Annotated in this window: 23 protein-coding genes; 16 read left to right on the forward strand and 7 right to left on the reverse strand. The window is 72.4% G+C overall.

Features of this window, described 5'->3' with window-relative positions; genetic code table 11:
- Positions 1-8 precede the first annotated feature (8 nt).
- From CFN78_RS04655 to CFN78_RS04670, 4 genes are all read right to left on the reverse strand, one after another.
- Positions 9-1,055, reverse strand: coding sequence for a quinone-dependent dihydroorotate dehydrogenase (locus CFN78_RS04655; protein ID WP_094861315.1), 1,047 nt, complete (start codon positions 1,053-1,055; stop codon positions 9-11).
- A 73-nt stretch (positions 1,056-1,128) separates the two neighbouring features.
- Positions 1,129-1,701 (reverse strand): GNAT family N-acetyltransferase, encoded by a 573-nt coding sequence (locus CFN78_RS04660; RefSeq protein ID WP_094861547.1) that lies wholly within the window; start codon positions 1,699-1,701, stop codon positions 1,129-1,131.
- A 355-nt stretch (positions 1,702-2,056) separates the two neighbouring features.
- A complete protein-coding gene (locus tag CFN78_RS04665) occupies positions 2,057-2,872 on the reverse strand; it encodes a DNA-formamidopyrimidine glycosylase family protein (protein ID WP_094861316.1) in 816 nt (271 codons plus the stop codon).
- Between the two features lie 4 nt (positions 2,873-2,876).
- Positions 2,877-3,731 carry a ParA family protein gene (locus CFN78_RS04670; RefSeq protein ID WP_094861317.1) on the reverse strand — a complete coding sequence of 285 codons (855 nt, stop codon included), beginning with the start codon at positions 3,729-3,731 and terminating at the stop codon, positions 2,877-2,879.
- A gap of 148 nt (positions 3,732-3,879) precedes the next feature.
- On the opposite strand from CFN78_RS04670, the gene CFN78_RS04675 reads away from it, so the two are divergent.
- From CFN78_RS04675 to CFN78_RS04685, 3 genes are all read left to right on the forward strand, one after another.
- Positions 3,880-4,623: a methyltransferase domain-containing protein gene (locus CFN78_RS04675; protein ID WP_094861318.1), complete on the forward strand. Its 744-nt coding sequence runs from the start codon at positions 3,880-3,882 to the stop codon at positions 4,621-4,623.
- Positions 4,624-4,675: 52 nt separating this feature from the next.
- Entirely contained in the window at positions 4,676-5,962 is a 1,287-nt protein-coding gene (gene dinB, locus CFN78_RS04680) for a DNA polymerase IV (RefSeq protein WP_094861319.1), read from the forward strand.
- Between the two features lie 206 nt (positions 5,963-6,168).
- Positions 6,169-6,582, forward strand: a complete 414-nt coding sequence (locus CFN78_RS04685; RefSeq protein WP_094861320.1) for a DUF3040 domain-containing protein — start codon at positions 6,169-6,171, stop codon at positions 6,580-6,582.
- Positions 6,583-6,940: 358 nt separating this feature from the next.
- Here the strand turns inward: CFN78_RS04685 and CFN78_RS04690 are convergent, their stop codons facing one another.
- Genes CFN78_RS04690 through CFN78_RS04700 form a run of 3 tightly spaced genes read right to left on the reverse strand, consistent with a single transcriptional unit; the run spans position 6,941 to position 11,733 of the window.
- The gene (locus tag CFN78_RS04690) at positions 6,941-9,457 is read right to left on the reverse strand and encodes a transglutaminase TgpA family protein (protein WP_094861321.1); all 2,517 of its coding nucleotides are present in this window, start codon (positions 9,455-9,457) and stop codon (positions 6,941-6,943) included.
- The gene (locus CFN78_RS04695) at positions 9,454-10,728 is read right to left on the reverse strand and encodes a DUF58 domain-containing protein (protein WP_094861322.1); all 1,275 of its coding nucleotides are present in this window, start codon (positions 10,726-10,728) and stop codon (positions 9,454-9,456) included. Before CFN78_RS04695 ends, CFN78_RS04690 begins: the two co-directional genes overlap by 4 nt.
- On the reverse strand, positions 10,729-11,733 hold the full coding sequence (locus CFN78_RS04700; protein WP_240519287.1) for an AAA family ATPase: 1,005 nt from the start codon (positions 11,731-11,733) through the stop codon (positions 10,729-10,731).
- A 450-nt stretch (positions 11,734-12,183) separates the two neighbouring features.
- On the opposite strand from CFN78_RS04700, the gene CFN78_RS04705 reads away from it, so the two are divergent.
- The 13 genes from CFN78_RS04705 to CFN78_RS04765 all read left to right on the forward strand — a co-directional run bounded on the left by CFN78_RS04705 (position 12,184) and on the right by CFN78_RS04765 (position 24,601).
- Positions 12,184-12,726, forward strand: coding sequence for a hypothetical protein (locus CFN78_RS04705; protein WP_133116284.1), 543 nt, complete (start codon positions 12,184-12,186; stop codon positions 12,724-12,726).
- Between the two features lie 432 nt (positions 12,727-13,158).
- Positions 13,159-13,590, forward strand: coding sequence for a division/cell wall cluster transcriptional repressor MraZ (gene mraZ / locus CFN78_RS04710; RefSeq protein ID WP_094861548.1), 432 nt, complete (start codon positions 13,159-13,161; stop codon positions 13,588-13,590).
- A 224-nt stretch (positions 13,591-13,814) separates the two neighbouring features.
- Complete coding sequence (rsmH, locus tag CFN78_RS04715) at positions 13,815-14,783, forward strand: 16S rRNA (cytosine(1402)-N(4))-methyltransferase RsmH (protein ID WP_094861325.1); 969 nt, start codon at positions 13,815-13,817, stop codon at positions 14,781-14,783.
- Positions 14,784-14,889: 106 nt separating this feature from the next.
- Positions 14,890-15,657 (forward strand): cell division protein FtsL, encoded by a 768-nt coding sequence (ftsL, locus tag CFN78_RS04720; protein ID WP_205660428.1) that lies wholly within the window; start codon positions 14,890-14,892, stop codon positions 15,655-15,657.
- On the forward strand, positions 15,657-17,579 hold the full coding sequence (locus CFN78_RS04725; RefSeq protein ID WP_094861326.1) for a peptidoglycan D,D-transpeptidase FtsI family protein: 1,923 nt from the start codon (positions 15,657-15,659) through the stop codon (positions 17,577-17,579). Before ftsL ends, CFN78_RS04725 begins: the two co-directional genes overlap by 1 nt.
- A gap of 48 nt (positions 17,580-17,627) precedes the next feature.
- On the forward strand, positions 17,628-17,819 hold the full coding sequence (locus CFN78_RS04730) for a hypothetical protein (RefSeq protein ID WP_133116285.1): 192 nt from the start codon (positions 17,628-17,630) through the stop codon (positions 17,817-17,819).
- 123 nt (positions 17,820-17,942) lie between these two features.
- Positions 17,943-18,809: a dihydrodipicolinate synthase family protein gene (locus CFN78_RS04735; protein WP_094861328.1), complete on the forward strand. Its 867-nt coding sequence runs from the start codon at positions 17,943-17,945 to the stop codon at positions 18,807-18,809.
- 73 nt (positions 18,810-18,882) lie between these two features.
- Positions 18,883-19,422: a MarR family winged helix-turn-helix transcriptional regulator gene (locus tag CFN78_RS04740; RefSeq protein ID WP_094861549.1), complete on the forward strand. Its 540-nt coding sequence runs from the start codon at positions 18,883-18,885 to the stop codon at positions 19,420-19,422.
- A 147-nt stretch (positions 19,423-19,569) separates the two neighbouring features.
- Entirely contained in the window at positions 19,570-20,418 is an 849-nt protein-coding gene (locus CFN78_RS04745) for a hypothetical protein (RefSeq protein WP_094861329.1), read from the forward strand.
- 68 nt (positions 20,419-20,486) lie between these two features.
- On the forward strand, positions 20,487-21,704 hold the full coding sequence (gene fahA / locus CFN78_RS04750) for a fumarylacetoacetase (protein ID WP_094861330.1): 1,218 nt from the start codon (positions 20,487-20,489) through the stop codon (positions 21,702-21,704).
- Positions 21,705-21,737: 33 nt separating this feature from the next.
- Entirely contained in the window at positions 21,738-22,481 is a 744-nt protein-coding gene (locus tag CFN78_RS04755; protein WP_094861331.1) for a decaprenylphospho-beta-D-erythro-pentofuranosid-2-ulose 2-reductase, read from the forward strand.
- 255 nt (positions 22,482-22,736) lie between these two features.
- Complete coding sequence (locus CFN78_RS04760; RefSeq protein WP_094861332.1) at positions 22,737-23,780, forward strand: pyridoxal-phosphate dependent enzyme; 1,044 nt, start codon at positions 22,737-22,739, stop codon at positions 23,778-23,780.
- On the forward strand, positions 23,777-24,601 hold the full coding sequence (locus CFN78_RS04765; RefSeq protein ID WP_094861333.1) for a Rossmann-like domain-containing protein: 825 nt from the start codon (positions 23,777-23,779) through the stop codon (positions 24,599-24,601). The genes CFN78_RS04760 and CFN78_RS04765 overlap by 4 nt, the downstream gene beginning before the upstream one ends.
- Positions 24,602-24,638: the final 37 nt, after the last annotated feature.

Raw genomic sequence — 24,638 nt, forward strand, 5'->3', positions numbered from 1 at the left:
CGCCGCCGCTACCGGCGGGGCGCGATGCTCCGGTTGATCCGCCGCACCAGGCCTGGACCGTGCAGCGCGAAGCCGGTGTAGAGCTGGACCAGCGAGGCGCCCGCCTCCAGCATCCGCAGCGCGTCGTCCGGCCCGAGGATCCCGCCTACGCCGATCACCGGCAGCGCCCCGGCGGTCTGTTCGTGCACGAAGCGCACCACCTGCACCGAACGCCGGGTCAGCGGCCGCCCGGACAACCCGCCCGCCTCCTCGGCGAGGCGCGTCTCCGCCGGGGCCACCCCCTCGCGGGACAGCGTGGTGTTGGTGGCGATGATCCCGGACACCCCGTGCTCGGTGCACACCTGCAGCAACTCGCCCAGCGCCTCGTCGGTCAGGTCCGGCGCGACCTTCACCAGCAGCGGTGTCGGCGGGCGGTCGCCGGAGGGTTCCGTCGTCGTCTCGCGCAGCGCCGACAGCAGCGCCGCCAGCGCCCCCCGGTCCTGCAGGGCGCGCAGGCCGGGAGTGTTCGGCGAGCTGACATTGATCGCGATGTAGTCGGCGTACGGGCGCAGTGCGCGCAGTGAGTACCGGTAGTCCTCGACTGCGTCGTCCAGGGGCGCTGCCTTCGACTTGCCGATGCTGATACCGAGCGGTACGCCCAGTGGTCCCTGCGCGGCCAGCCGCGCGGCCAGTGCGTCCGCGCCGGAATTGTTGAAGCCCATCCGGTTGATGACGCCGTCGGTCGCCGGGAGGGTGAACAGGCGTGGACGCGGGTTCCCGGGCTGCGTCAGCCGGGTCACGGTGCCCACCTCGACGAAGCCGAAACCGAGTGCGGGCCAGGCGGGCAGGGCGCGGCCGTCCTTGTCCATTCCGGCGGCCAGGCCGATGGGGGAGGGAAAGCGGACGCCGAACGTGGTGACCGGCGCGTCGATGCCGTGCACGCGCCGCAGCGCGCGCAGCACCGGGGGCATCGCGGCGACGCGCTCCAGGGCGGAGACGGTCCGCTCGTGCACCGTCTCGGCGTCGTTTCCGCCCAGGCGGTACATGGCGGGGCGCAGGACTCGGTCGAACAGCACGAGCCCATCGTGCCGCAGTACCCCTGCCGATCGCGCCCCGGCCCGCCCGTGGGCGGATCGCGGATCGGTGCGGTCAGGCCGGCGTGCCGCGGCCGGCCGCCCATTCGCGCTCGAGGATCGCGTAGACGAGTTCGTCAGTCCAGTCGCCCTTGAAGAACTGGTTCTCCCGGAGCCTGGCGTCCAGGGTCATGCCGAGGCGCCGCATCAGCGCCGCCGACGCCGTGTTGCGGGCATCGCAGTGGCCGACTGCGCGGCGCAGCCCGAGATCCCGGAAAGCGAGGAGCAGCAAGGCTTCCGCGGCCTCCTGCGCGTATCCGTGACCGTGGTGGTCCGGGTGGAACACGAAGCCGATCTCGCCACGGCGGTGCTCGGCGCTGAGCCAGCAGAGGGTGAGGTCGCCGATCAGGGCACCGGTATCGGTGCGTTCGACGGCGAGGGCGAGGGTCTGCCCCTCGGTGGTGATCCGGGCGCCGGCGATGCGCTTCTCCAGTGCGTCGGCGGTTTCCTGCCGGGACCGGGCCTCCCAGTACAGGTAGCGCGCGACCTCGGGCAGGGACTGGAAAGCATGCAGTTCGTCCAGATCGGTCTGGGTGAACGGGCGCAGAACGAGACGGGCTGTGCGGATCGGGTAGGTGGGGGTCAGCACGGACGCGACGTTACCGGTGACCGGCTCCCGGGATATGAGAATCCCCGGCACCGCTCCGCAGACGTCGTCAGCCGTCCGTGGCCCGAGCAGGACTGGGTCTCGGGAGTGCCGGGGATCCGGTGACCGCCTGGTATTCGCCAGCAGGCAGGCACGCACACAGGTGACGAGCCGACAGGTGGTCGGGTGAAGTCCCTGTGGAGAAAGTCCAGTGCGCGCTGTCCGCTAGCGGACAGTCACCTCACGAGTCCTGTAGTTCTTCAACTTCGGACCACCTCCCTTCTCGTGTAACCGCCACGCTAAACGCGAATTCGCCATGCTGCAAGGAGATTTCCCGCCCCGCGGGGCAGGGCGGCGATCATCGCGGGGCGTTCGCCGCGGGCGCGGGCCCGTCCTGGCAGCGGGGGCAGAACCAGGTGTGCCTGCGGGTGACGTCGGCACCCTGCCACGCGCAGCGCACCGGGCCGCCGCAACGGAAGCAGCCGGAGCGGTGGCGCTCGTAGACCCAGTACCGCCGATTGCGCGCGAGTTCGCCGGTGGTGCTCCGCTCTGGGCGCCACGCGTTGGCGCGCAACAGTTTCCGTGCCAGTCGAACGACTCGTTGACCGTCCACTTCGGACACGGCGGTCCAGGGTGTGACACCGAGCAGGAAAGCCACCTCGACCTTGTAGACGTTGCCGACACCGGCCATCACCCGCTGGTCGAGCAGAGCGAGTCCCAGTTCGCGGTCCGGATCGGCGGTGAGCGCCGCGATCGCCCGTTCCTCGTGTGCCTCGGTCCAGGCCTGGTCGAGCAGGTCCGGACCGAGGTGCCCGACCACGCTGTCTTCCCGTCCGGTGCGCAGGACGGACAGATCGTGCACCTGGAAGCCCACGACCTGGGCGTCCTCGACGTCGAACACCACCCGCGCGTGATGGCCCGGCCTGCGCCACCGCTGGCCCGGCCGGTACACCTGCCAGGAGCCGTCCATCCGCAGGTGGCTGTGCAGGCTCAGGTCTCCGGAGAACCGGGTGAGCAGATGCTTTCCCACACTGTGGACGCCCAGTACGGTCCGTCCGGCGACATCCACGGTCGCCAGCGCCGGATGCCGGAAGTCGGCGCGCACCAGCGTCTTCCCGGCCAGTGCCTGGTGCGTGCGCCGGGCCGTGAAGAAGACGGAGTCGCCTTCGGGCAAGTCCTCAGCCCGCGTTCCGCGGCTGCCCGGCGGCGCGTACGGGCTCGCCGGCCTCGTTCGCGGCCCGGTGCCGCCCGGCCCGGTCCGAGCGCAGGATCTTGGCCAGCACCATGTTGAACGTCAACGCGATCTCCTGCGCCCCGGGGGAGTTCCAGTCGTGGATCGAGGTGCACGCGCCCTGGGCCTGTTGCACGGCGAGCCGGTCGGGGATCGCGGTCGGCATGACCAGCCTGCCGAAGGACTCGCGCAGTTCCTGGATACGGAACTGGTGCTCGTAGGACCGTACGCGCAGCCGGTTCACCAGCACTCCGGCCGGGCGCAGCCGCGGGTTGGCCTCCAGCCGGATCGAATCGATCGCCTCCAGCGCCCGCTGTGCCCCGGCGACCGCGTACATGGTCGGCTCCGTCACCAGCAGCGCACTGTCGGCCGCGATCAGGGCGGAGCGGGTGAGCCTGCCGAGTGAGGGCGGGCAGTCGAGGATCGCGAGCTCGTACGGCGCGCCGTCCGGCTCCCGCTCCAGCTCGCCGAGCGCACGGGCGAGGTTGTCCATCCGGCGGCTCTCCGGCCCCGGGTCGTTGAGCAGTTCGAGTTCCTCGGAGCCCACCAGTACGTCTAGCCGGTCGCTCCACGCGCTGGGGGCGATGGCGCCACCGATCACCGGGCGGCGCGGGGTCTCCAGCACGTCGGCCAGAGTCGTCTCGGTGTCCGGGGGATCGAGGGTTGCGGTGGCGTTGCCCTGCGGGTCCAGGTCCGCCACCAGCGCGCGGTTGGTCCTGCGCAGCGCTGCGGAGGCGATGCCGAGCGCAACCGTCGTCTTCCCGACACCACCCTTGAGGCTGAGTACGGCGACCGTGTGCACGCGGGCAAGCCTACGGGCACCCGCCCGTCCGTGGGCCCGGCGGCGGCCACCTGCCGGGCGCCCGGCCCTGTCCTGGCACCTCCGGGGCCTGCTTGGTCACGACTCCCATCGACCGGGAATCATCGGACAGGGCCTAGGGTGTGGCGCTATGCGAACGGACTCATCGGTGGCCCGCGGATCGGTGGCCGTCCGGCGGGCGCTGGAGACCGAACTGGAGGCCGCGGCCTCCAGGACCGGGCGCCCGCGGGTGGTCGACGTCGGTGGCGGCAGTGGTGTGTGGGCGGTGCGCTTCGCCGCGGCGGGCTGCCTGGTCACCGTGGTCGAGCCGAACCACAACGCGCTGGCCACCCTGCGCCGCCGCGCCGCCGAGGAGGGCGTGGCGGACCGGATCACCGCGATCGCGGACGATTCCGACTCCCTCGGCGCGCATGTCCCGGCCGGTTCCGCCGACCTGGTGCTCGCCCACGGCCTGCTCGAGGTGGTCGACGATCCGGCCCGCGTGATCGGGGCACTGGCCGAGGCCGTGGCCCCGCACGGGGCCGTGTCGGTGCTGGTGGCGAACCGGCCCGCGGCCGTGCTGCACCGCGCCCTCGGCGGCAGGCTCGCCGAGGCCCGGCAGTTGCTCACCGCGCCCGACGGGGTGCTGCCCGCGGACGGCGACACCCTGCTGCGGCGATTCGACACCGCCGGGCTGCGGGCGCTGCTCGGCACGGGCGGCCTGGAGCCGGTGCTGCTGCGCGGCGACGGCGTGGTCGCCGACGTACTGCCCAGCGGCAACGTCCCGGTCAGGGAGGACGAGCTGACCGAGTTCGAACTCGCCGCGGCCGCCGAGTCACCGCTGCGCGACATCGCCACCCGCCTGCACGCGCTCGCCCGCCGCGCCGGCTCGTGAGCGCCGCCGGCGGCGGCGGGTTTGTCGGACCCACCGGCTAACCTCGGCTCCGATGGGCAGAAACACCGGGTTACCGGCCCGCCTCGCGCGCTTCCGCGTCGACGAGAGCACCCCGGCGAGCACCTGGCCGGACGACACCGGTTGCGGCTTCCTGCACGTCGACATGGATGCCTTCTTCGCCGCGGTCGAACTGCGCAGCCGTCCGGAACTCGTGCACCGGCCGGTCGCCGTGGCCGGTGAGGGGCCGCGATCGGTCGTCACCTCGGCGAACTACATCGCCAGGGAGTACGGCGTGCGCTCGGCCATGCCGGTCGGCGCGGCCCGCAGGCTCTGTCCGGGCCTGGTCTGCATCCCGCCGTCCCGCGGGGCCTACAGCGAGGTCTCCCGTGGCGTCATGGAGATCTTCCGTGAGCTGACCCCGCTGGTCGAACCGTTGAGCCTGGACGAGGCGTTCCTGGACGTCAGCGGGGCCCTGCGCAGGCTCGGCAGTACCCCGGCCGCGCTCGGCGCGCGGATCCGCGCGCGGGTCGTCGCCGAGCACGGCATCACCTGCTCGGTCGGCGTCGCGCCGGTGAAGTTCGTCGCCAAGCTCGCCTCGGGGATGGCGAAGCCGGACGGGATCCTGGTGGTGCCGGAGGCAGACCTGCTCGGCTATCTGCACCCGCTGCCCGTGTCCGCCCTGTGGGGCGTGGGCAAGCGCACGGAGGAACACCTGCTGCGGCTGGGCATGCACACGATCGCCGACATCGCCCGTACGCCGAGGACGTCCCTGCGCCGTTCGCTCGGCGTCGCCACCGGCGACCATCTGCACGCCCTGGCGAACGGCAGGGACCATCGTGCGGTCGAACCCGACTCGCCGGACAAGTCCATCAGCGCGGAGCGCACCTTCGACGTCGATCAGGCGCAGCGGGACGTCCTGGAGCGTGAGCTGCTGCGGTTGTCCGAACGTGTCGCCGGGAGCCTGCGGTCGAAGGGGCTGCGCGGCCGGACGGTGTCGATCAAGGTCCGCTACAGCGATTTCCGCACGGTCACCCGGGCACGCACCCTGGTCTCCGCCACCGATGTCACGCACCAGATCCACGCGACGGCGGTCGCATTGCTCGCCGAACTCGACGGCGTCGCGCCGGATACCACTCTCAAGGGCCGACAAGGTTCACCCATACGGCTGATCGGGGTCCGTGCTGTCGGACTTGGTGACGGAGCCGATGGCGAGCAACTCGAGTTCGCCGCCGAGGGCCCGCGATGGCGGGATGCCGAGCTGGCGGCCGATGTGGCCCGGTCCAGATTCGGCACCGCAGCCGTCCGGCCTGCGTCGTTGCTGTCCCCGGACGAGGGCTGACGCCGTGGATCGGTGGCTTCCGAGTCGGCAGGAAAGCCCCTTCCGGGCCGAATCACGTCAAATCCGTATGTGCTTCCTGCGGGATCGGGTAGTCGTCCGCGCAAAGGGCTCGTATCCTGGACAGCGACACCCCGTTCGGGATGTCTGTTTGGGTCCACGACGTTGCGCGGCCCGGCGCCCGCGACAGCTGTGCCGGAGGAGGAAAGATGCCACTCTCCGAGCATGAGCAGCGGCTGCTCGACCAGATCGAGCGCGAGCTCTATGCCGAGGACCCCAAGTTCGCGTCCACGGTCCGTGGCACGAAGATGCGCCGCCCCGCGCGGCGCCGCCGGTTGCAGGGCGCCGCCCTGTTCATCGTCGGTGTGGCGCTTCTCGTGCTGGGCGTGATCGTGCCGTTCCGGGTCGCCGATATCCCTCTGGTGAGCGTTCTCGGGTTCCTGGTGATGTTCTTCGGGGTCCTGCTCGCCGTCACCTCCTTGAAGGGGGGACAGGACGAGCCGGAGTCGAAGGACGGTGACCCACCGCCGAGCGGTGGCGGGTCACCCAAGCAGCAGCCGAAGCGGAACTCGTTCACCGAGCGCATGGAATCCCGCTTCCGGCAACGCTTCGACGAGCAGTAGGCCCGGAACCTGCGGCCGCCCCCGGCAGGGACGCCGTCAGCAGGCGCCGTCCCCGGCCGGTCCGCTCCTGAGCGTTCGCGCGGCCCGCGCCGCAGGACCTTGACACCTCACGGATCCGAGCGAGTGAGTCGCGATGCCGAGATGCCGGCCGGGCGCTCGCCGGTACACGACGGTGCCCTCGACTGATCACCGGCGGCGCGGCACACCGGCCCCGGCAGGCAACGCCGTCGTCGGCCGGCCGGGCAACCCGGCTCGAGCCTGGGCCGCACCACGGTGACCGCCCGTCGAAGCCGCCGCTACCCGTGGACCCGGTTCCGTCCGGGTGCCGATCGGTGCGGCCGGTCCACCGGCCAGCCCCTCAGCGCTGCTTGCCGCGGGTGAACAGCGAACGGGGCAGAAGCCGTCCCCGCCACGACATCGGTGCGTTCTTGTGCAGGCTCCGGCGTACGCCGTTGAACGCCTCGACGAACGCCGGATCGTCCACCTCGGCGTTGCTGTACCAGGAGCGCTCCACCACCCCGATGACGGTGCGCAGGTCGTCCCGGCCGTCTTCGTCGAGATGGTGCTTCTGCGCCACCTTCTGTGCCGTCACGCGCACCGTGTCCGACTCGGAGACCGCTGTGCCGCGGTCTGCCCACTCGTCGAGCAACTCAGCCCAGGCGTCGTCCGCGGCGCCACTGCGCAGCCCCGCGATCGTCCGCAACCTGCGCCGCCGGGTCAGCGAGCGAACCGCCGCCGGGACCATCGCCAGCCCGGTGAGCGCCAGGAACACCACCGCGATGGTCCAGTGCACCAGCCAGCCGGCCAGCGCGATCGCCAGCACCCAGAACGCGGCCGCCGCCAGCGGCAGCCAGTCGGCCGCGGCGGGCCGCTCCCGGACAGCGCCGTCCGCCGAACGCCGCAACGCGCTGGTACGACGAGCGAGGGCACCGGCGCCGAGCGAGGCCAGCAGCGCCGCCACGGCCGCCGCGACCGCTCCCCAGGTGACCCAGGAGGGCGCGCTCAGCGGACTGTCCTGTCCCTGTGCCGCACCGAGATCCGGATCGATCTGGTCCTCCGGGGCGACCCCCGTCGGAGCCTGAGCGGACTCGGACGCGCTCGGCGAATCCTCACCGGTCTCCGACGGCGACTGTGAGGGCACGTCGTCCGGGCGCAGGTACGGCGGCACGTAGCCGCGGCCGTCGGCCAGCGGTGTCGGATCGAAACTGACCCAGCCGCGATCGCCGAAGTACACCTCGACCCAGGCGTGGGCGTCCTGCGAGGTGATCGCCCGGTAGTCGCCGGTGGTATAGCCGGTGGTGAAACCGACGGCCACCCGGCTCGGGATGCCCTGTGCCCGCAGCATCACCGCCATCGCCGAGGCGAACTGCTCGCAGAACCCGCGCTTGCCGTTGAGGACGAAGTCGGCGAGGGCGTCGGCATCGGTGGCCTGCGCGGTCTGGGTGTCGTAGGTGAACCCGTTCTGCGCGGTGAAGTACCGCCAGATCTCGGTCGCCTTGTCGAAGTTGTTGTCCGCGTTCTCGGTGAGCCTGCTCGACAGTTCGGCTACCCGGGGATCGACCTGGCCCGCGTCGCTGTAGATCGGCGGGAGGTCACGGGTACCCGGTGCCGTCGTCCGCAGGATGTCCTTGTCCGGTTCGGCCAGCGAGGTGGCCACGGTGTACGCGGGCGGCCGCTGCTTGCGCTCGCTGAACACCGCGCCGCTGGTGCGGTCGTAGAACCAGCCTGGCGGGATCCGGTCCAGCTTGCGGGGCGCGCCGTACACCGGCAGCCAGACGTCCACCCAGTTGATCGGCTCGATCTGGATCTCGCGGGTCTCCCCGCTCGCGTCGTCGCCCGGTGCGGCCGGCAGCGGCTGCTCGGCCGGGACGCCCGCGGGCATCGGTCCGTCCGCCAGCCCCCAGCCCTGATTCGGCCGGTAGGTGTCCAGGGTGAACGCACGCAGCAGGCGCTTGTCCTCGCCGAGGCCCCGCACGCGGAACAGTTCGACGTTGCCGCCCTGGTCCAGCATGCCGCGCAGCGAGGTGAACGGATTGACGCCCAGGCCCCCCGCCGTGCTGGTGCCCTCGCCGTCGCCACTGCTGCCGGGCAGCCTGCCGACCGTGCCGATACCGGTGAAGGCGATGCCGGCGACCAGGCCGAACACGACCGCGACACAGACCACGGCGACCGGTGTGCTGGCCGAGCCGGGGGTGCTGCCGAGGCCGGGGGCGTACCGGTTGCGCCAGCGGCGGTGCCGGTGGCTGCCGTCCACCGCCAGCAGGCCCGCGAACGCCGCGGCCCCCAGCACGAACGTGACCCACGGGAGCATGCTTTCCGACAGCGACGCGGGCACCGCGTAGACGCACAGCAGAACCAGCCCGGTCGCGGCAGGGGCGGCGGCGGCGACGGCCAGCGTGTCCACCAGGACCGCGACGAGACCGATCGCGATCACGACCAGGCACAGGATCGGCGGGCTCGCCTCGACCGGCGGGAGACCGGTGCGGATCTGTTCCGCCGACGCTCCCAGCACATCGCCCAGTTCGGACAGGGCGGCGGGGCCGGGGATGATCGCCAGGATCCCGCTGCGGGTGAACACCCCGGTGACCAGGCAGGCCAGCACGATGAGCTGGGCCATCCCGACCACGAACGCGGGCGCGCGCAGTGAGCGCAGTGCCAGGCCCGTGCAGGCGACCAGCACCACGGCCACGAAGACGTAACCCAGCCAGCTCCAGCCGTTCACCACGCCGGTCAGCGAGGTGGAGGCGCAGAGTGTGGCGACGCCGGCGGCCAGCGGGGCGAGTACCGAGCTGCGCCAGTCCACCGGCGGCCGGTACTGCGGCTGGGGCGCGTCCGGGGGTGGCGGGGACGGCGGACGGTTCATGGTCGCCGTCATGCGTTCCCCCCGATCAGCGACCCGCGTCCGGTCGCGCTGTGGCACAGCTCTGTCCACGCCTGCTGCATGGGTGTGTCCGGCCCGGCGACGACCACGCCCCAGCCCGCCGCGCGGAGAAGCTGTGCCGACTCCTCGGTCGCCGCGGCCCGGTGCTCGGGCGCGCTCACCGCGCCCGACCAGGCCGGAGTGTCGAGCAGGACGGCGAGACTGCGGATGCCGCGCCTGCGGTAGCGCGCGAGCTCCTCGACGGACTCGTTGCTGACCGTGCCGAGCACGGCGACCAGTTCCTGCCCGTCCGCCGGGTCGTGTCCGGTGGTGATGTCCCGCTGGTGTGCCGGTTGCAGCGCCGCCAGCGAGTCCAGCATCAGGTTGTCGTAGTTCGACCCGCCGTCCCCGGGGGCATCGGCGAGCAGCAGGCCGTGCTCGCTGACCAGCCGTACGTGGTGCCCGGCGCGGCGCAGGTGCAGGCTGATGCTGGCGGCGAAGGAGATCGCCCATTCCAGGCTGGCCGTGGGGCCGCTGCCGTGATGTGCCGCGGCACGGTGATCGAGCAGCACGGTCGTCCCGCCCCGCCACGGGCGTTCCTCGACGCGCACCATGACCTCGTCCCGCCGCGCGGTGGAGCGCCAGTGCACCTTGCGCAGGTCGTCACCCTGGCGGTACTGCCGGACGATCACGTCCGTCTCGCCCTGGCCCGCGTGCAGGCGGATGCTGCCGTCGTCGCCCGCGCCCACGCCCGCCCCGGTGGGCAGCCCGTACAGGCCGGCGATCCGCGGCACGACGACCAGCCGCGAGTGTGCGATCAGCTCACGCTCGAACTCGCACAGGCCGAACGGGTCGGTGACCGTCGCGCGCAGCGGCCCCACTTGGTGCACCCCGCGCAGCACCGGGTTCACCGGGTACCGCAGGGCCACCGGTGGACGATGGGGGAGACGCTCGACGACGAACCGGGGGCGGGCACCCAGCGCGTACGGCAGCCCGTCCTCCAGCAGGATCTCCCCGGCGGGCAGCCTGCCGGTGCGCCACAGGTCGAGCTGCACCTCACCGGGGACGCCGACCGCGACCCGGTCCGGCAGCAGCCGCCGCGTCGCGCTGATCCGCACCCGTGAGGCGGAGACGAACAACGCCACCAGGATGGGCAGCGCGATGACGAACACCGCCACCCGCAGCAGGTCCCGTTCGTTGAGTACCGCCGAGCACACGGCGGCCGCGATCCCCGCTGCCAGCAGGCATCGTCCGCGGGTGGTGAGGCCGGACAGCGAGCGCAGCATCTACCGGCGGTTCTGTCCGTTGCCCGCGGCGGTGCCGTGCGGCACCGGAACGCGGTGCAGGACGGCGCGCACGACATCGGTGGCGGAACGCCGGGCGGCGTGCGCCTCGGTGGTCAGCACCAGCCGGTGGGCCAGCACCGGCACCGCGACGGCGTGCAGATCGTCGGGCACCACGTACTCCCGGCCGGACAGTGCGGCCTGGGCGCGAGCCGCGCGGACGAGCTGCAGCGTCGCCCGCGGCGAGGCGCCCAGCCGCAGTTCCGGCACCTGGCGCGTAGCCGACGCGAGTTCCACCGCGTACTGGCGGATCTCCTGGGTCATGTGCACCGCGCGGACGGCCTCGATCAGCCTGCGCACGGCGGCCGCGTCGGACACCGGGGTCAGGTCGGCCAGCGGGTTGTGGCCGGCGTGCTCGTCGACCATCGCGAGTTCCGCGGCGGGGTCGGGGTAGCCGATGGAGACGCGGGCGGTGAACCGGTCGCGCTGCGCTTCGGGAAGGGCGTACGTGCCCTCCATCTCGATCGGGTTCTGGGTCGCGATGACCATGAACGGCTCGTCGAGGTGGTAGGTCGTCGTGTCGACGGTGACCTGGTGCTCCTCCATGCACTCCAGCAGCGCGGACTGGGTCTTCGGCGAGGCGCGGTTGATCTCGTCGCCGACGACGATGTTCGCGAACACCGGCCCGGCGCGGAACTCGAAGTCGTTGTTCTGCCGGTTGAAGATGGAGGTGCCGGTGACGTCGCTCGGCAGCAGGTCCGGGGTGAACTGGATCCGGCTCACCGTGCAGTCGATCGATCGGGCCAGCGCCTTGGCCAGCGAGGTCTTGCCGACGCCGGGTACGTCCTCGACGAGCAGATGCCCCTCGGCCAGCAGCGTCACCAGCGCGATACGCACGACCTCGGGCTTGCCCACCAGTACCCGCTCGACGTTGGCCGCGATGCGGTGGGCGGTGTCGTGCAGTTCGGTCAGGCTCGCCGCCACGGGCCGGTGGCCGGCGTCTCCCACGGCCTGCGCACCCGGGTGGGCGAGGGACCGGGACTGCTCCGTTCCCGGGGCGCCCGCTGTCCCGCCGGGCGAGGCAGGCTGGGTTCTCGACGTCACACGACCTCCTGGTGCAGATGCCCTCGCGTCCAGGGGACGCGCGGTGGGCGCCCTGGTTTTCCCGGCTGCCCGCGTTGCGGTCAGCCTCCCACGAAGTGTGTCAAACCCGGGCGAACTCGACGCGATAGGCCTTTGCTTCCGGCCGCCGGGCACGAGTGCTTAGTGTAAACGGGTGACGGTTGGGTAGCGTGGGAACCGCGTCCGGCGGCTGGGGCTCTTCCGCTGGGACGCCACCGGCAGGCCCCCGGGATGCCGGTCCCAGATGCCAATTCCAGATGTCAGTCCCGGACGTCGTCGTCTCCGGAGCCCGGCGCGGTTCCGGGAGCCGGGTTCCGGGTTTGCCGAGGAGTACCCATGACTGTTCCGTCCCCGGGTCCGGCGCGCGGCCGGCGTGGACCGGACCGACTGCCCCCGGTGGGCGCGCAGCCACCGGTCACCCGCAGCAGCCGGGACGGCTCGGTGACGCTCGGCGTGCGCCCCGGCGGTGACCTGGCCTCGCTCGTCCTCGCCCCGTCCGCCGAGGGCATGCCCGCGCACCGGCTCGCGGAGATCATCCTGGCCACCTACCGGGAGGCCGCCGACGCTGCCGCGGGCACCGTTCCTGCTCCACCGGCGGCCGGCGCGGACGCGGAGACCGTGCGCCTGGTCCGCGGTTCGCTGCCCGCCGAGCCGGGGGAGACCCCTGCCGAGGGTGGTGCGGGCGGATCCAGGGGACGGACCGTGTTCGCGGCGCAGGCGGGCGACCTCGCCGCCGAACAGCCGCCCCCGCCCCCGCCCCCGCGCCCGTCCCGGACGCCGGCGCCGCGGCGGACCCGGCGCCGCCCGCCGGGCGGGCCGGACGGCCGGGACGGCGACGAGCGGACCGGTGGCGCGCCGAACCGGCCCGCCGGCCGCTGAGACCCGCGCCTTCCGTACCCGGGTGGCTCCGGTTCCCATCGCATCCACCGGGCGCGGCCCACTTCTCCCACCGCGTCCGCGCACGGTTCTCCGGCGTTCCCCACCACCTCCCCCCGCGCTCCCCACAACGCCCCCCAGGGGCCCCCTGCACCCGGGCAGGCCGTGCGGGGACGTCCGTTGTGGGCGTTTTTCGTCCGCTGTGGCGCCGGAATTCTCACCCCCGCGGGGGGAGCGGTAGTGGCGGCCCCCACTCGCCCCCACCTGAACCCCACCGTTGTGAGCTGCGGAAACGTTGAATGATCACGGGAGATCGCGTCGATTTCGCGTTGACTGTGGTGAAAAGTGGGGTACGGTGGTGATCAGTGGGGCGGAAGGGAAGCCCTGTGGTCGATTCCGGCGTGTGCGTCGGCTTCGGCAGGGGAGGTGGCGGCCGTGTTCCTCGGTACCCACACCCCGAAGCTGGACGACAAAGGGCGGCTCACCCTGCCCGCGAAGTTCCGCGACGCGCTGGCGGGCGGGCTGATGGTCACCAAAGGTCAGGACCACTGCCTGTACGTCTTCCCGCGCGCCGAGTTCGAGCAGATGGCCCGCAAGGTCGCCGACGCCCCGTTCACCAACGAGGCGGTACGTGCGTATCAGCGTTATCTGTTCGCCGGGACGGACGAACAGCGTCCGGACGGGCAGGGGCGCGTGGCCATCGCGTCCGAGCTCCGGCGCTACGCCGGACTCAACAAGGAGTGCGTGGTGATCGGAGCGATCACCCGGTTGGAAATCTGGGACGCCGAGGCGTGGCAGGGCTACCTGGATGAACACGAGGACAGCTACGCGAAGGCTCAAGAGGAAGTTCTGCCGGGCGTCTTCTAGACGCGCGGTCGTGGTGCACCCACGCCGTCGGGGGGCGGGGGTCCCCTCGGCCGGCACGGGTGCCCGGTGGCGGATGCCGTGAGGCCTCTGTCCGCTCTCGGTGGCCCTGGTGCACCTTCCCCGGCACCAGGCCCGTCAGCGGGCGGACGGAGACCTGACCGCATCGGCGGACGTCCTCCGCTGGCAAGGCTGCACCGAGGTGATGGGCGAAAGGGGGCGGGGCGATGCCGGACGAACTCAGGCGAGACCACGAGCACGTCCCGGTCCTGCTGGATCGCGTGCTGGCCCTGCTCGCCCCGGCGCTGGCCCGTCCGGGAGCGGTGCTGGTGGACGCGACCGTCGGCCTCGGCGGCCACTCCGACGCGCTGCTCGCCGCGCACCCCGAACTCCGTCTCATCGCCTTCGACCGCGACCCCGCCGCGCTGGAGCGGTCCGGCGCGCGGCTGGCCCGGCACGGTGAGCGGGTGCAGTTCGTGCACGCCGTGTACGACCGCATCCCCGAGGAACTCGCCAGGCTGGGTCTGTCCACAGTAGACGGCCTGCTGTTCGACCTCGGCGTCTCCTCTATGCAACTCGACCAGGAGGGGCGCGGATTCGCCTATTCCCGGGACGCGCCACTGGACATGCGCATGGATCCGACCACCGGAGTCACCGCGGCGGACGTGCTCAACACCTACGAGATCGGCGAACTGTCCAGGGTGCTGCGCGAGTACGGCGAGGAGCGGTTCGCCCACCGCATCGCGAAAGCGGTCGTGGCCGAGCGCTCGAAGGCCCCCTTCGAGCACAGCGCGCGACTGGTGGAACTGCTGTACCAGGCGGTTCCGGCCGCGAGCAGGCGTACCGGCGGCCATCCCGCGAAGCGCACCTTCCAGGCACTGCGCATCGAGGTCAACGGCGAACTCGAGACCCTGCGCGCCGCTCTTCCCTCGGCCTTCGGCGTCCTGGCCACCGGGGGACGTATCGCCGTCGAGTCGTACCACTCGCTGGAGGACCGGATGGTGAAGCGGGAGTTCGCCGGGCGCGCGAAATCCCGTACGCCCGAAGGACTTCCGGTGGAGCTGCCCGGCCACGGCCCGGAGCTGAGGCTGCTCACCCGCGGCGCGGAGGTCGCGGGCGAGGACGAGACGGCGCGCAACCCCCGGGCCGGTTCGGTACGCCTGCGGGCCGCCGAACGGATCGGCTGGGCCGCCTGATGCCGATCGACGTCCATCCCGCCGGACGCGGATCCGGAACCGGGCACAGACCAGAGCCGACCGTTCCCGTCCTTCCGATGACCCAGCCGACCGTGGAGGTGGCGACATGACGGCGCCGACCCGCTCCCGCACCCAGACCGGCTCCCGGCCCGCCTCGACCGGGGCGCGGGCGACGACCACCGAGCAGCCCGCGAGGTCCGGCAGGCAGCAGTCCCGGAACCGGACCACCGCCGCCGAGCGCGCGTACGCCCGCCGTGCACAGCGTGCCGAGCAGGTCCGCCGCGAACCGGAGGCCGCGGTCGGTGAGGCGGGCCGCATTCCGGCGCTGCGCCTGCGACTGAGCAGGCCGACCTCCCGCGCGACCTTCGTGCTGATGCTGATGGGGCTGCTCGTCGCCGGTGTCGCGGCGACCCTGTGGCTGACCACCCAGTCGATCGCCGACTCGTACCGGCTCGAGGACGTGCGCAAGGACACCGCCGGTCTCGCCGAGCGCGCCGAGCGCCTTCAGCAGGACGTGACCCGCGAGGAGTCCGCGTTCACCCTCGCCGACAAGGCGAAGAAGCTGGGGATGGTGCCCGGCGGGGATCCCGCGCACGTCGTCGTCGCCCCCGACGGCACCACCCGCGTGGTCGGCGAGCCCACGGCCGCCACCGAACCGGCACCGGCAGCGCCCCCTGCCCCGGCAGCGGAGCCAGCCCCGCAGGAGGACGCCCCGCCGGCCCCGGCCCCGGTCGACCAGGCACCCCCGCCCGCCCCGGAGGAGGAGCCCGCGGACCCGGCCGCCGGCCAGCCGCCTGCCGACCAGCAGGCCGCACCCGGTGCGGAGCCCGCACCCGACCAGGGCGCCCAGGCGCCCCAGGCCGGGGGACGGTGATGGCCGGCCGCACAGGACCGGCAGGGGCCGGACGCGGCCGTCCCGCCAGCGCGCGCCGCACCTACTCGACGACCGCGCGCCGCACCGCGGCGCCCACCGGGGCAACCAGCGGGCGCGGCCGGTTCACCGCCGTCCGCATCGCTCTGGTCGTACTGCTCGCCATCGCCGGGTTGAAGCTCGTCCACGTGCAGACCTTCGAGGCCGAGGCGCTGTCCGCGCGGGCGGAGAAACAGCGCACCACCACGATCGACATCCCCGCGCAGCGCGGCACCATCAAGGACCGCAACGGATCCGACCTCGCGTTCTCCGTGGAGACCCGGACGCTGACGGTCAACCTGCGGCTGATGCGGAAGAACTGGGACGAGGCGGCCCAGAAGGCACCGGAATCGGGGCAGAACTTCCAGACCCGGGCCACCGAGGCGGCGAAGTTCATCGCCGCGAAGCTGCCCGGAAAGACCACCGAGCGGGAGCTGCTGGACAAGTTCACCAAGCCGAACGCATTCACCTACCTCGTCAACGATGTGGAGCCGTCGACCGCCGACGCGATCCGGGAGAAGTTCCCCGAGATCGGGATGGAGAAGCGGGCACTGCGGGAGTACCCGGGCGGCACCCTCGCCGCGGACATCATCGGCAGCGCGAACTGGCGGATGGACGATCCCGACCCGTCGAAGCACAACCTGGGCGGTCTTGCCGGGCTGGAAAGCCTGCGCAACAACGATCTCGCCGGAACCCCCGGCCGCAGGCTGGTCAGCACCGAGCAGGGCAGCGACAGCGTCGTGATCCCCGGTACCGAACGGGACCTGGAACCCGCCACCGCGGGTTCGGACCTGGAACTGACGGTGGACTCGGACCTGCAGTACGACCTGCAGAGCAAGCTCACCGACTACGTGGCGAAGTCGCACGCCAAGGGCGGCAGCGCCGTCATCATGGACTCGAAGACCGGTGAGGTCTACGCCCTGGCCAACGACAAGAGCATCGATCCCAACGATCCGGCCTCGCTGCGGTCCGACCAGAGCAACCGCGCGGTGACCACGCCGTTCGAGCCCGGTTCGGTGAACAAGATCATCACGGCCGCGGCGGCCATCGAGAACGGTATCGCCACGCCAGAGTCGACCATGCCGGTGCCGGGCTCGCTGCGGGTGGCCGACCACACGGTGCATGATGCCTGGAGCCACGGCACACAGCCGTTCACCACCACCGGCATCTTCGCCAAATCGTCCAACGTCGGCACCTTGCTGCTCTCCCGGAAGATCGGCGAGGACGCCTACGCCGACATGATGACGAAGTTCGGGCTCGGTCAGCGCACCGGAATCGGCCTGCCCGGCGAGAGTTCCGGCAGCGTCCCGAAGCGCAGCCAGTGGACCGGAACCACCTTCGGCAACCTGCCGATCGGGCAGGGCCTGTCGATGACGGTCCTGCAGATGGCCGGGATGTACCAGGCGATCGCGAACGAGGGCCTGCGGGTGGAGCCGCGCATCGTCCGGTCGCAGATCAACCCGGACGGCAGCCGCACCGAGGAGCCCGCGCCCAGGACGACGCAGGTGGTCAGCCCGCAGACGGCGAACACCGTCAAGGACATGCTCCGCGCGGTGACCCAGAAGGGGTCATCGGGCAACAGCGGGACGGCGCCCGCGGCGGCGCTGGAGGGCTACCAGATCTCCGGCAAGACCGGGACCGGCCAGCAGGTGGATCCGAACACCGGCGCGTACAGCGATTCGCTGTACAACATCACCTTCGCCGGGATCCTGCCCGCCGACGACCCGCGCTTCGTGGTCGGCATCCGCCTGGACGCTCCGGACGGCACGTTGCCCGAGGGCCACTCCGCGGCGCCGCTGTTCCACGACATCGCCTCGTATCTGGCCCAGCGGTACCAGCTTCCGCTCTCCGACGAGCCCGCCCCGGTGGTCCCGTTGGTGCTCTGATCCCGTTCGTGCTTGTCCGGCCCCGGCCGACGGCGCATGCTGGACGGGATGACGGAGCGAGAGCACCGGCACGAGCGGGACCGCGAGGACCGCGAGCCGGAGGAGAACCAGGAGCCAGGTCGCGCCGAACCGCCGCTGGGTCCCGACGTGCCGGTGCCGCCGGGCCGGGACACCGGCGTGGGCCGCACCCGTGAGGTCGGCGGCCCGCCCAACTCCGCCGACGTCCCGCCGCCGGACTGAGCCTCGGGAAGCGCCGGGCATCGCCGTCGATCGTGAATCCCGTCGACCCGGAAGCACCGGGCACCGCCTAGGCTGCCGCCAGGGGCAGGGCAAGCAGCCCTGCTCTGCACACGGAGGTAGCCGATGGTCCAGCGTCCGGCGGTGCTCGCGGCCGTTCCCACGCCGTTCGACGAGAACGGTGAGGTCGACCTGGTGGCGGTCCGGCAGCGTGTCACGGCCCTGGCCGGGGTCGTCGACGGCGTGTTCGTGGCCGGGCCGGAGGGAGAGTTCCCCGCGCTCGACGACCACGAGCGCACCGATCTCGCGGTGATCGCACTGGCGGCCGCGGGCAGGGACGCCGTCATGGTGCACACCGGTGCGCCCAGTGCTCGCCAGGCCGTGGAGCTGACCCGCCGGGCGGTGCGCCGGGGTGCCCGCCGGTTCGCGGCCGTCACGCCGTACTTCTACCGGTCCCCGCTGTCCCGGATCGTCGACTACTACCGCGACATCCGTTCCGCCGCCGGTGACGGCGAGCTGCACGCCCGCGTCGATCCTGAGCACACCGGCGCGGACCTCGGACCCGACGACGTTGCCTGGATCGTCGCCAGGGCGGACCTGAACGGCGTGCTGCTCGGTGGTTCCGCGGCCGCGCGCCTCGCCGAGTTCCGCGCTGCGCTGCCGGCGGACGTGCGGCTGTACGCGGCCGGCGACGTGGCGCTGCCGCGGGTCGCGGCCGACGGCGGCACCGGCGTGGTGTCGGGGGTGGCTGCCGTGTTTCCCGAGGCCTACCGGCGGCTCGCCGACGCGATCGCAGAGGGGGACGCGGAGCGGGTGCACGAGCTGGGCGCGCGGCTGGACGGTCTCGCCGGGGTCGCCGGGGCGAGTGTGGCGCACCTGAAGATGGCACAGAGCCTGCGCGGTTGGTCGCTCGCCGACGTGCGGGCCGCGGTGGCACCGGTGGACGCCGAGACGATCAGCGCGCTGGGCAAGTACATCGCCGACCTGGGCTGAACGCCGGCCGCTTGCCCCGGTCCGCGACCCCGCGAGGCGCCCGCCAGGGGCGTCCCGGCCCTACGCTGTGGGGATGCCCAGTGCTCCCCGTCCGGCCGACGGTCTCGATTTCCTGTCGTTCGTGGACTTCGCGGTGGAGCGTGCGGAGCGGGAACTGCCCGGCGTCGACCCGGTGGCGATGCGGCTGGTGCTGATGCTGAGCCGGGCCGCCGGCGCGATGGCCTACGACCTGGAGTCCTCGGTGCACAGGCCGCGTGGCTGGAGCTGGCCCGGTTTCCGGGTGCTGTTCGTGCTCTGGCTGGCGGGACCGCTTGAGGGCAAGCGCACCGCGGAGCTGTCCGGGATGAGCCGCGCCTCGGTGTCCTCACTGGTCAACACGCTGGAACGGGACGGTCTGGTCTCGCGCAGCCAGGACACCGAGGATCGTCGTGCCGTCCGGATCGAGCTCACCGCGGCCGGGCGGGAGGCGATTCTCGGAGCGTTCAGCGCACACAACGAGCGGGAGCAGGCCTGGACCGGGGCACTGGGCGCCGAGGAGCGGACCGTGCTGATCGGCCTGCTCGGCAAGTTGGTGGACGGCTCGGCCGACGTGGCGGCCAAGCGGCGCTTCTGAGTTTCGCCGAAGCGGTGCTGCTGAATCCCGGTCGACGAGGGTTCCGCCACCGGGACGTGCCGCGTAGGCTTCGGCAGCGAAGTAATCAAGACCTTGACCATCGGTGGTGGCCGCCGCCCCCGCCCGGTGTCATCGGAGGAGGCCGTCATGACCGCGACCGCACCGGTCTGGGCGCTCGTCGACGACGCGGGACTGTTCCCGCCGACCGCGTTGCCGATGGACGCGGCGCTCGCCCGGCACCGCAACGACGTCCGGCGTGCGCATCCTTTGCACACCAACAGGTTCCTCTGCCCGGCGAGCCGGATCAGTGAGCTCGCCTCACTGCTCGGCCCGCAGGAGCCCATCCGGCTCGGCCTGATCTGCGACACCGGCTCGGACGGCCTCGGCATGGCGCTGGCCGCGGTGATGGCCGATCGCAGACTGGACCTCGCCGTGGTCGAGTTCCCGCTCGCCGCGGCGGACGAGGCGGACCCGGTGGCGGCGCTCGCGGCGGTACTGGAACGCACCCCGGAGACCATTCCACTGTTCGTCGAACCGGCGGCGATGGAGCAGGCGGACATCTTCGTCGCCGCCCTCGCCGCGGTCGGCGGACGGCCCGCCGGGCTGAAGGTGCGCTGCGGGGGCGTCCGCGCCGACCTGTTCCCGAGCGTGGAGACCCTGGCGCACGTCCTGTCCGTGGTGGCCGCCGCTCGGGTCCCGATGAAGGCCACGGCGGGCCTGCACCGCGCCGTCCGGTACCGCGACCCGGACACCGGCTTCACTCACCACGGCTTCGTCAACCTCCTGGCCGGCGTCATCGGCGCCGTGTCGGGAGCGGACGAGGCGGCCGTGGCCAGGACGCTGCGCGAGCAGGACCCGGACCGGCTCGCCGGGATCGTCGCCACCGCGGAGCCGGACGTGCTGACCGTCGCCCGCGCGGTGTTCACCAGTTACGGCTCCTGCAGCACCAGCACCCCGTTGGCCGAGATCGGCGCGCTGGGCCTGCGCGCAGGCTGAGGCGGACGTTCCCGGCGGGGCGCACCCGGGCGGGCGAGAACGACGATGTGAGATGAGAGGACCTGGCTGTGAGCGAGACCTGGCTGCCCGTACCCCGGGAATCCGGCTTCGGAATGGAGAATCTGCCCTACGGCGTGTTCTCACCCGAGGGAGGCGACGCCCGGGTGGGCGTCGCGGTGGGGGAGCAGGTGCTCGACCTCGCGGCGGTGCTGGGGGACGCGGAGTTCGCCCGCCCGTCGCTGAACGCCTTCCTGGCCGGGGGCCGCCTCCGGTGGGACGCGGTGCGCACGTCGGTCACCGGCCTGCTCACCGACCCGGGACGACGGGACGCCGTCGAGCGCTGCCTGCACCCACTCGGCGCGGTGACCATGCACCTGCCCTTCGAGGTCGCGGACTACGTCGACTTCTACGCCTCCGAGCAGCACGCCACGAACCTGGGCCGGATGTTCCGCCCGGACTCGGCGGCGCTGCTGCCGAACTGGAAGCACCTGCCGGTCGGCTACCACGGCCGCGCCGGGACGGTCGTCGCCTCCGGGACCCCGGTGGTCCGCCCGTGCGGGCAGCGCAAGGCGCCCGCGGAGCAGGTGCCCACCTTCGGCCCCTCCCGCAGGCTCGACATCGAGTGCGAGGTGGGCTTCGTCGTCGGCTCGGGGTCCACGCTGGGCGAGCCGGTGCCGACCGGGGACTTCGCCGAGCACGTTTTCGGGGTGTGCCTGGTGAACGACTGGTCGGCGCGCGACATCCAGGCCTGGGAGTACGTCCCACTGGGCCCGTTCCTCGGCAAGTCCTTCGCCACCTCGGTCTCACCGTGGGTGGTGCCGCTGGCCGCGCTCGAACACGCCAGGGTGCCGACGCCCGCGCAGGAGGACCCCCGGCCGCTGCCCTACCTGCGCGAGGACCGCTCCTGGGCGCTCGACCTGCGGCTGGAGATCGAGCTGAACGGCGAGATCGTGTCCCGTCCGCCGTACGCGGCGATGTACTGGTCACCCGCGCAGATGCTGGCCCACCTCACGGCGAACGGGGCGTCGGTGCGCACCGGGGACCTGTTCGCCTCCGGCACCGTCTCCGGCGACGAGCCCGGCCAGCGCGGTTCGCTGATCGAGATGTCCTGGGGCGGCGCCGAGCCGCTGACCATGGCGAACGGGGTGACGCGCACCTTCCTCGAGGACGGCGACACGGTGACCATTCGCGCCTGGGCGCCGGGCGCCGGGGGCGCGCGGATCGGTTTCGGCGAGGTCACCGGCACGGTCGAGCCCGCCCGCGGGGCGAGCGCCGAGCACGGCTGAGGCGCCGACGGTGACCGTGGCAGACTCGCCGCGATGAACGGGACGATCCTGGTACTCGGCGGGCGCAGCGAGATCGGTCTGGCCGTGGCCGAGCGGCTGGTGCGGGAGCGGGCCCGCCCCGTGGTGCTCGCCGCCCGCCGCGCGGGCGAACTGGGCGGCGAGAGTGCCCGGTTGCGCTCGGCCGGGGCGACGGCCGTCGAGACGGTGGAATTCGACGCCGACGACACCGCCGCGCACGGTCCGCTGCTGAACGGCCTGGCGGAGCGCCACGGCCCGATCGAGGTCGTGGTGACCGCCTTCGGCCTGCTGGGCGAGCAGGACCGGGCCGAGCGCGAGGCCGAGCACGCGCTGCGGATCGCGCACACCGGCTACCTCGCCCACGTCAGTGTGCTCACCCACGTGGCGAACCTGTTGCGGCGCCAGGGCAGCGGGAGCCTCGTCGTCTACTCATCGGTGGCCGGGGTGCGCGTGCGGCGGGCCAACTACGTCTACGGCTCGGCGAAGGCGGGGCTGGACGGCTTCGCCTGCGGCCTGGGGGACGCGCTCGCGGGCAGCGGCGCGCGCCTGCTGCTCGTCCGGCCCGGTTTCGTGATCGGCCGGATGACCGAGGGGATGACCCCGGCGCCGTTCTCCAGCACGCCCGAGCAGGTGGCCGACGCGACGGTGGGAGCGCTGCGGCGTGGCCGCGGGGTCGCGTGGGTCCCTGGTGTGCTGCGACCGGTCTTCGCCGCCCTGCGCTTCGTGCCCAGGGCGATCTGGCGGCGCATGCCGCGCTGAGGCGCCGGAAGCCGTTCGTTTCACCGTCGGTCCACTGTGGACGGCAGGTTCCTCGCTCCAGGGTGCCTGCGGGCACTACTGTCCGAATTAGTTGACAATGGTTTTCATTGTATGTAAACCTTCGCGTGGCCGGAGCGGCGACCCAGCCTGCCCGGCCCGCGCGGCGGGCGAGCCCGGGATGCCGGCGTCCCCGGCGCCGATGTCGATGTATCCCACGATTTCCGGGGCGGTGACGCCCCGGAGGCTGGAGCACGGATGTACGAGCACTTCGCCGACGCGGTGAAGGAACCCGACGCGATCGCGGTGGACGGCGACCTGCTGTGCCTGCGGTTCGAGACGATGAAGGTCTACTCGGCACTCGGCGCGGTACGCCACCTCCTCGACACCGGGGCGGTGGCGCCGGGGGACACGCTGGTAGACAGTTCGAGCGGCATCTACGCGCACGCGCTTGCCCTGGCCTGTCACCGTTTCGGGCTCCGATGTCATATCGTCGGATCCACCACCGTCGACCGGACACTGCGGGTCCAGCTCGAGATCCTGGGCGCGACGCTGGAACGGATGCCGCCCTCGGACAACTTGCGCCTCGACCAGAATCTGCGGGTGCGGCGCGTCGCCGAGATCCTCCGGGAGAACCCCTCGTACCACTGGATGCGGCAGTACCACGACGACATCCACTACCTCGGCTACCACGAGGTCGCCGCCGCCATCGATCGGGAAGCGCCCGCCGGACCGCTCGGCCTGGTCTGCAGTGTCGGCACCGGCGCGTCGAGCTGTGCGATCGCCTCCCGGCTGCGGGCGGCGGGGCGGGAGGTGACCCTGCACGGGGTCCAGCCGTTCGGCAGCGTCACTTTCGGTGGCGAACGGGTGCCCGATCCGGACATGCTGATCGCCGGTATCGGCAGTTCCATCGAGTTCGGCAACGTCCGGCACGAGTTGTTCGACCGGATCCACTGGATCTCCTTCGACTACGCCACCTCCGCGGCCGTGGAGTTGTTGCGCACCAGCGGTATCTTCGCCGGGCTGTCCTCCGGGGCGGCCTACCTCGCCACCCGGTGGGAGCGGCACCGGGACAGCCGCCGCTCGTACGTCTTCCTGGCGCCGGACACCGGGCACCGCTACGTCGACTCGGCCTTCGCCCGGCATCGGGAATCGGTGCCCTTCGGCGATATGCGCCCGCACGAAATCGGTACCGTCGGCGATCTGGACCTGCCGTGGTCCACAATGGACTGGGGACGCCGCCGCGAACGGTGGATCCCGCACCAGGCAGCGCGTTCGGTACTGCGGGGTGCGGCCCGATGACCGCCCTCCCGGCCGTACACGACGTCGCCGCGCTCACCGAGTCGATACTCGGCCGCGCCCATGGACCCGCCCCCCGCGAACTGCTCGTCACCAGCGCGTTCTGGCTGCACCACACCACCCGACTCGCCGGGGGCGCCACGACGTACCGCAACCACTACCTGCTCCTGCGTACCGGCACGGCGTTCGGCGCCTGCTCGTTCGAGGAATCCGAGCTGCCGCCGGACTTCTGCGCGGAGGCGTCCGGCCGTCCGCTCGCCGAGCTGCTGCGGCACGACTCGCCGGCGGTGCGGATAGCCGCGATGGACGCCTACCTCGGCGCGGTCCGCCCGCACCGGGACGACCCCGCCGCCGAACCCGTGACGCTGCCGGGCGGCACCCCCGAGACCAGGGCCCGCGCCAGGGACGCGGCGATCGCGGGCTTGCTCGACGTCGCCCCCGGCAGCAGGGTCGCGCTCATCGGTGTGGTCAACCCGCTGGTGGCGGCGATCCGCGAGCGAGGGGCCGAATGCCTGCCCTGTGACCTGAGCCTGCGCAGTACCCAGTGGGGCGATCCGGTGTCCGCCGACATGACGGAGACCATTGAGGCCGCGGACGCCGTGGTCGCCACCGGCATGACGCTGGGCAACGGCAGCTTCGACGCCCTGCTCGGGCACTGCCGGGCGAAGGCGAAGCCGCTCGTGGTCTACGCGCAGACCGGCAGCGCGGTCGCCAGGGCGTTCCTCGGCGACGGCGTCACCGCCCTCTCCGCGGAACCCTTCCCTTTCTCCCAGTTCAGCGCGGACCCGACCGTGCTGTACCGCTACCGTGACCGGCCGGAGTGAACCGTGATCGTTCGGGAAACCGTTGCACGGCAAGGAA

Origin of the sequence: Amycolatopsis antarctica, from assembly GCF_002262875.1 — a bacterium.
Classification (GTDB): domain Bacteria; phylum Actinomycetota; class Actinomycetes; order Mycobacteriales; family Pseudonocardiaceae; genus Amycolatopsis; species Amycolatopsis antarctica.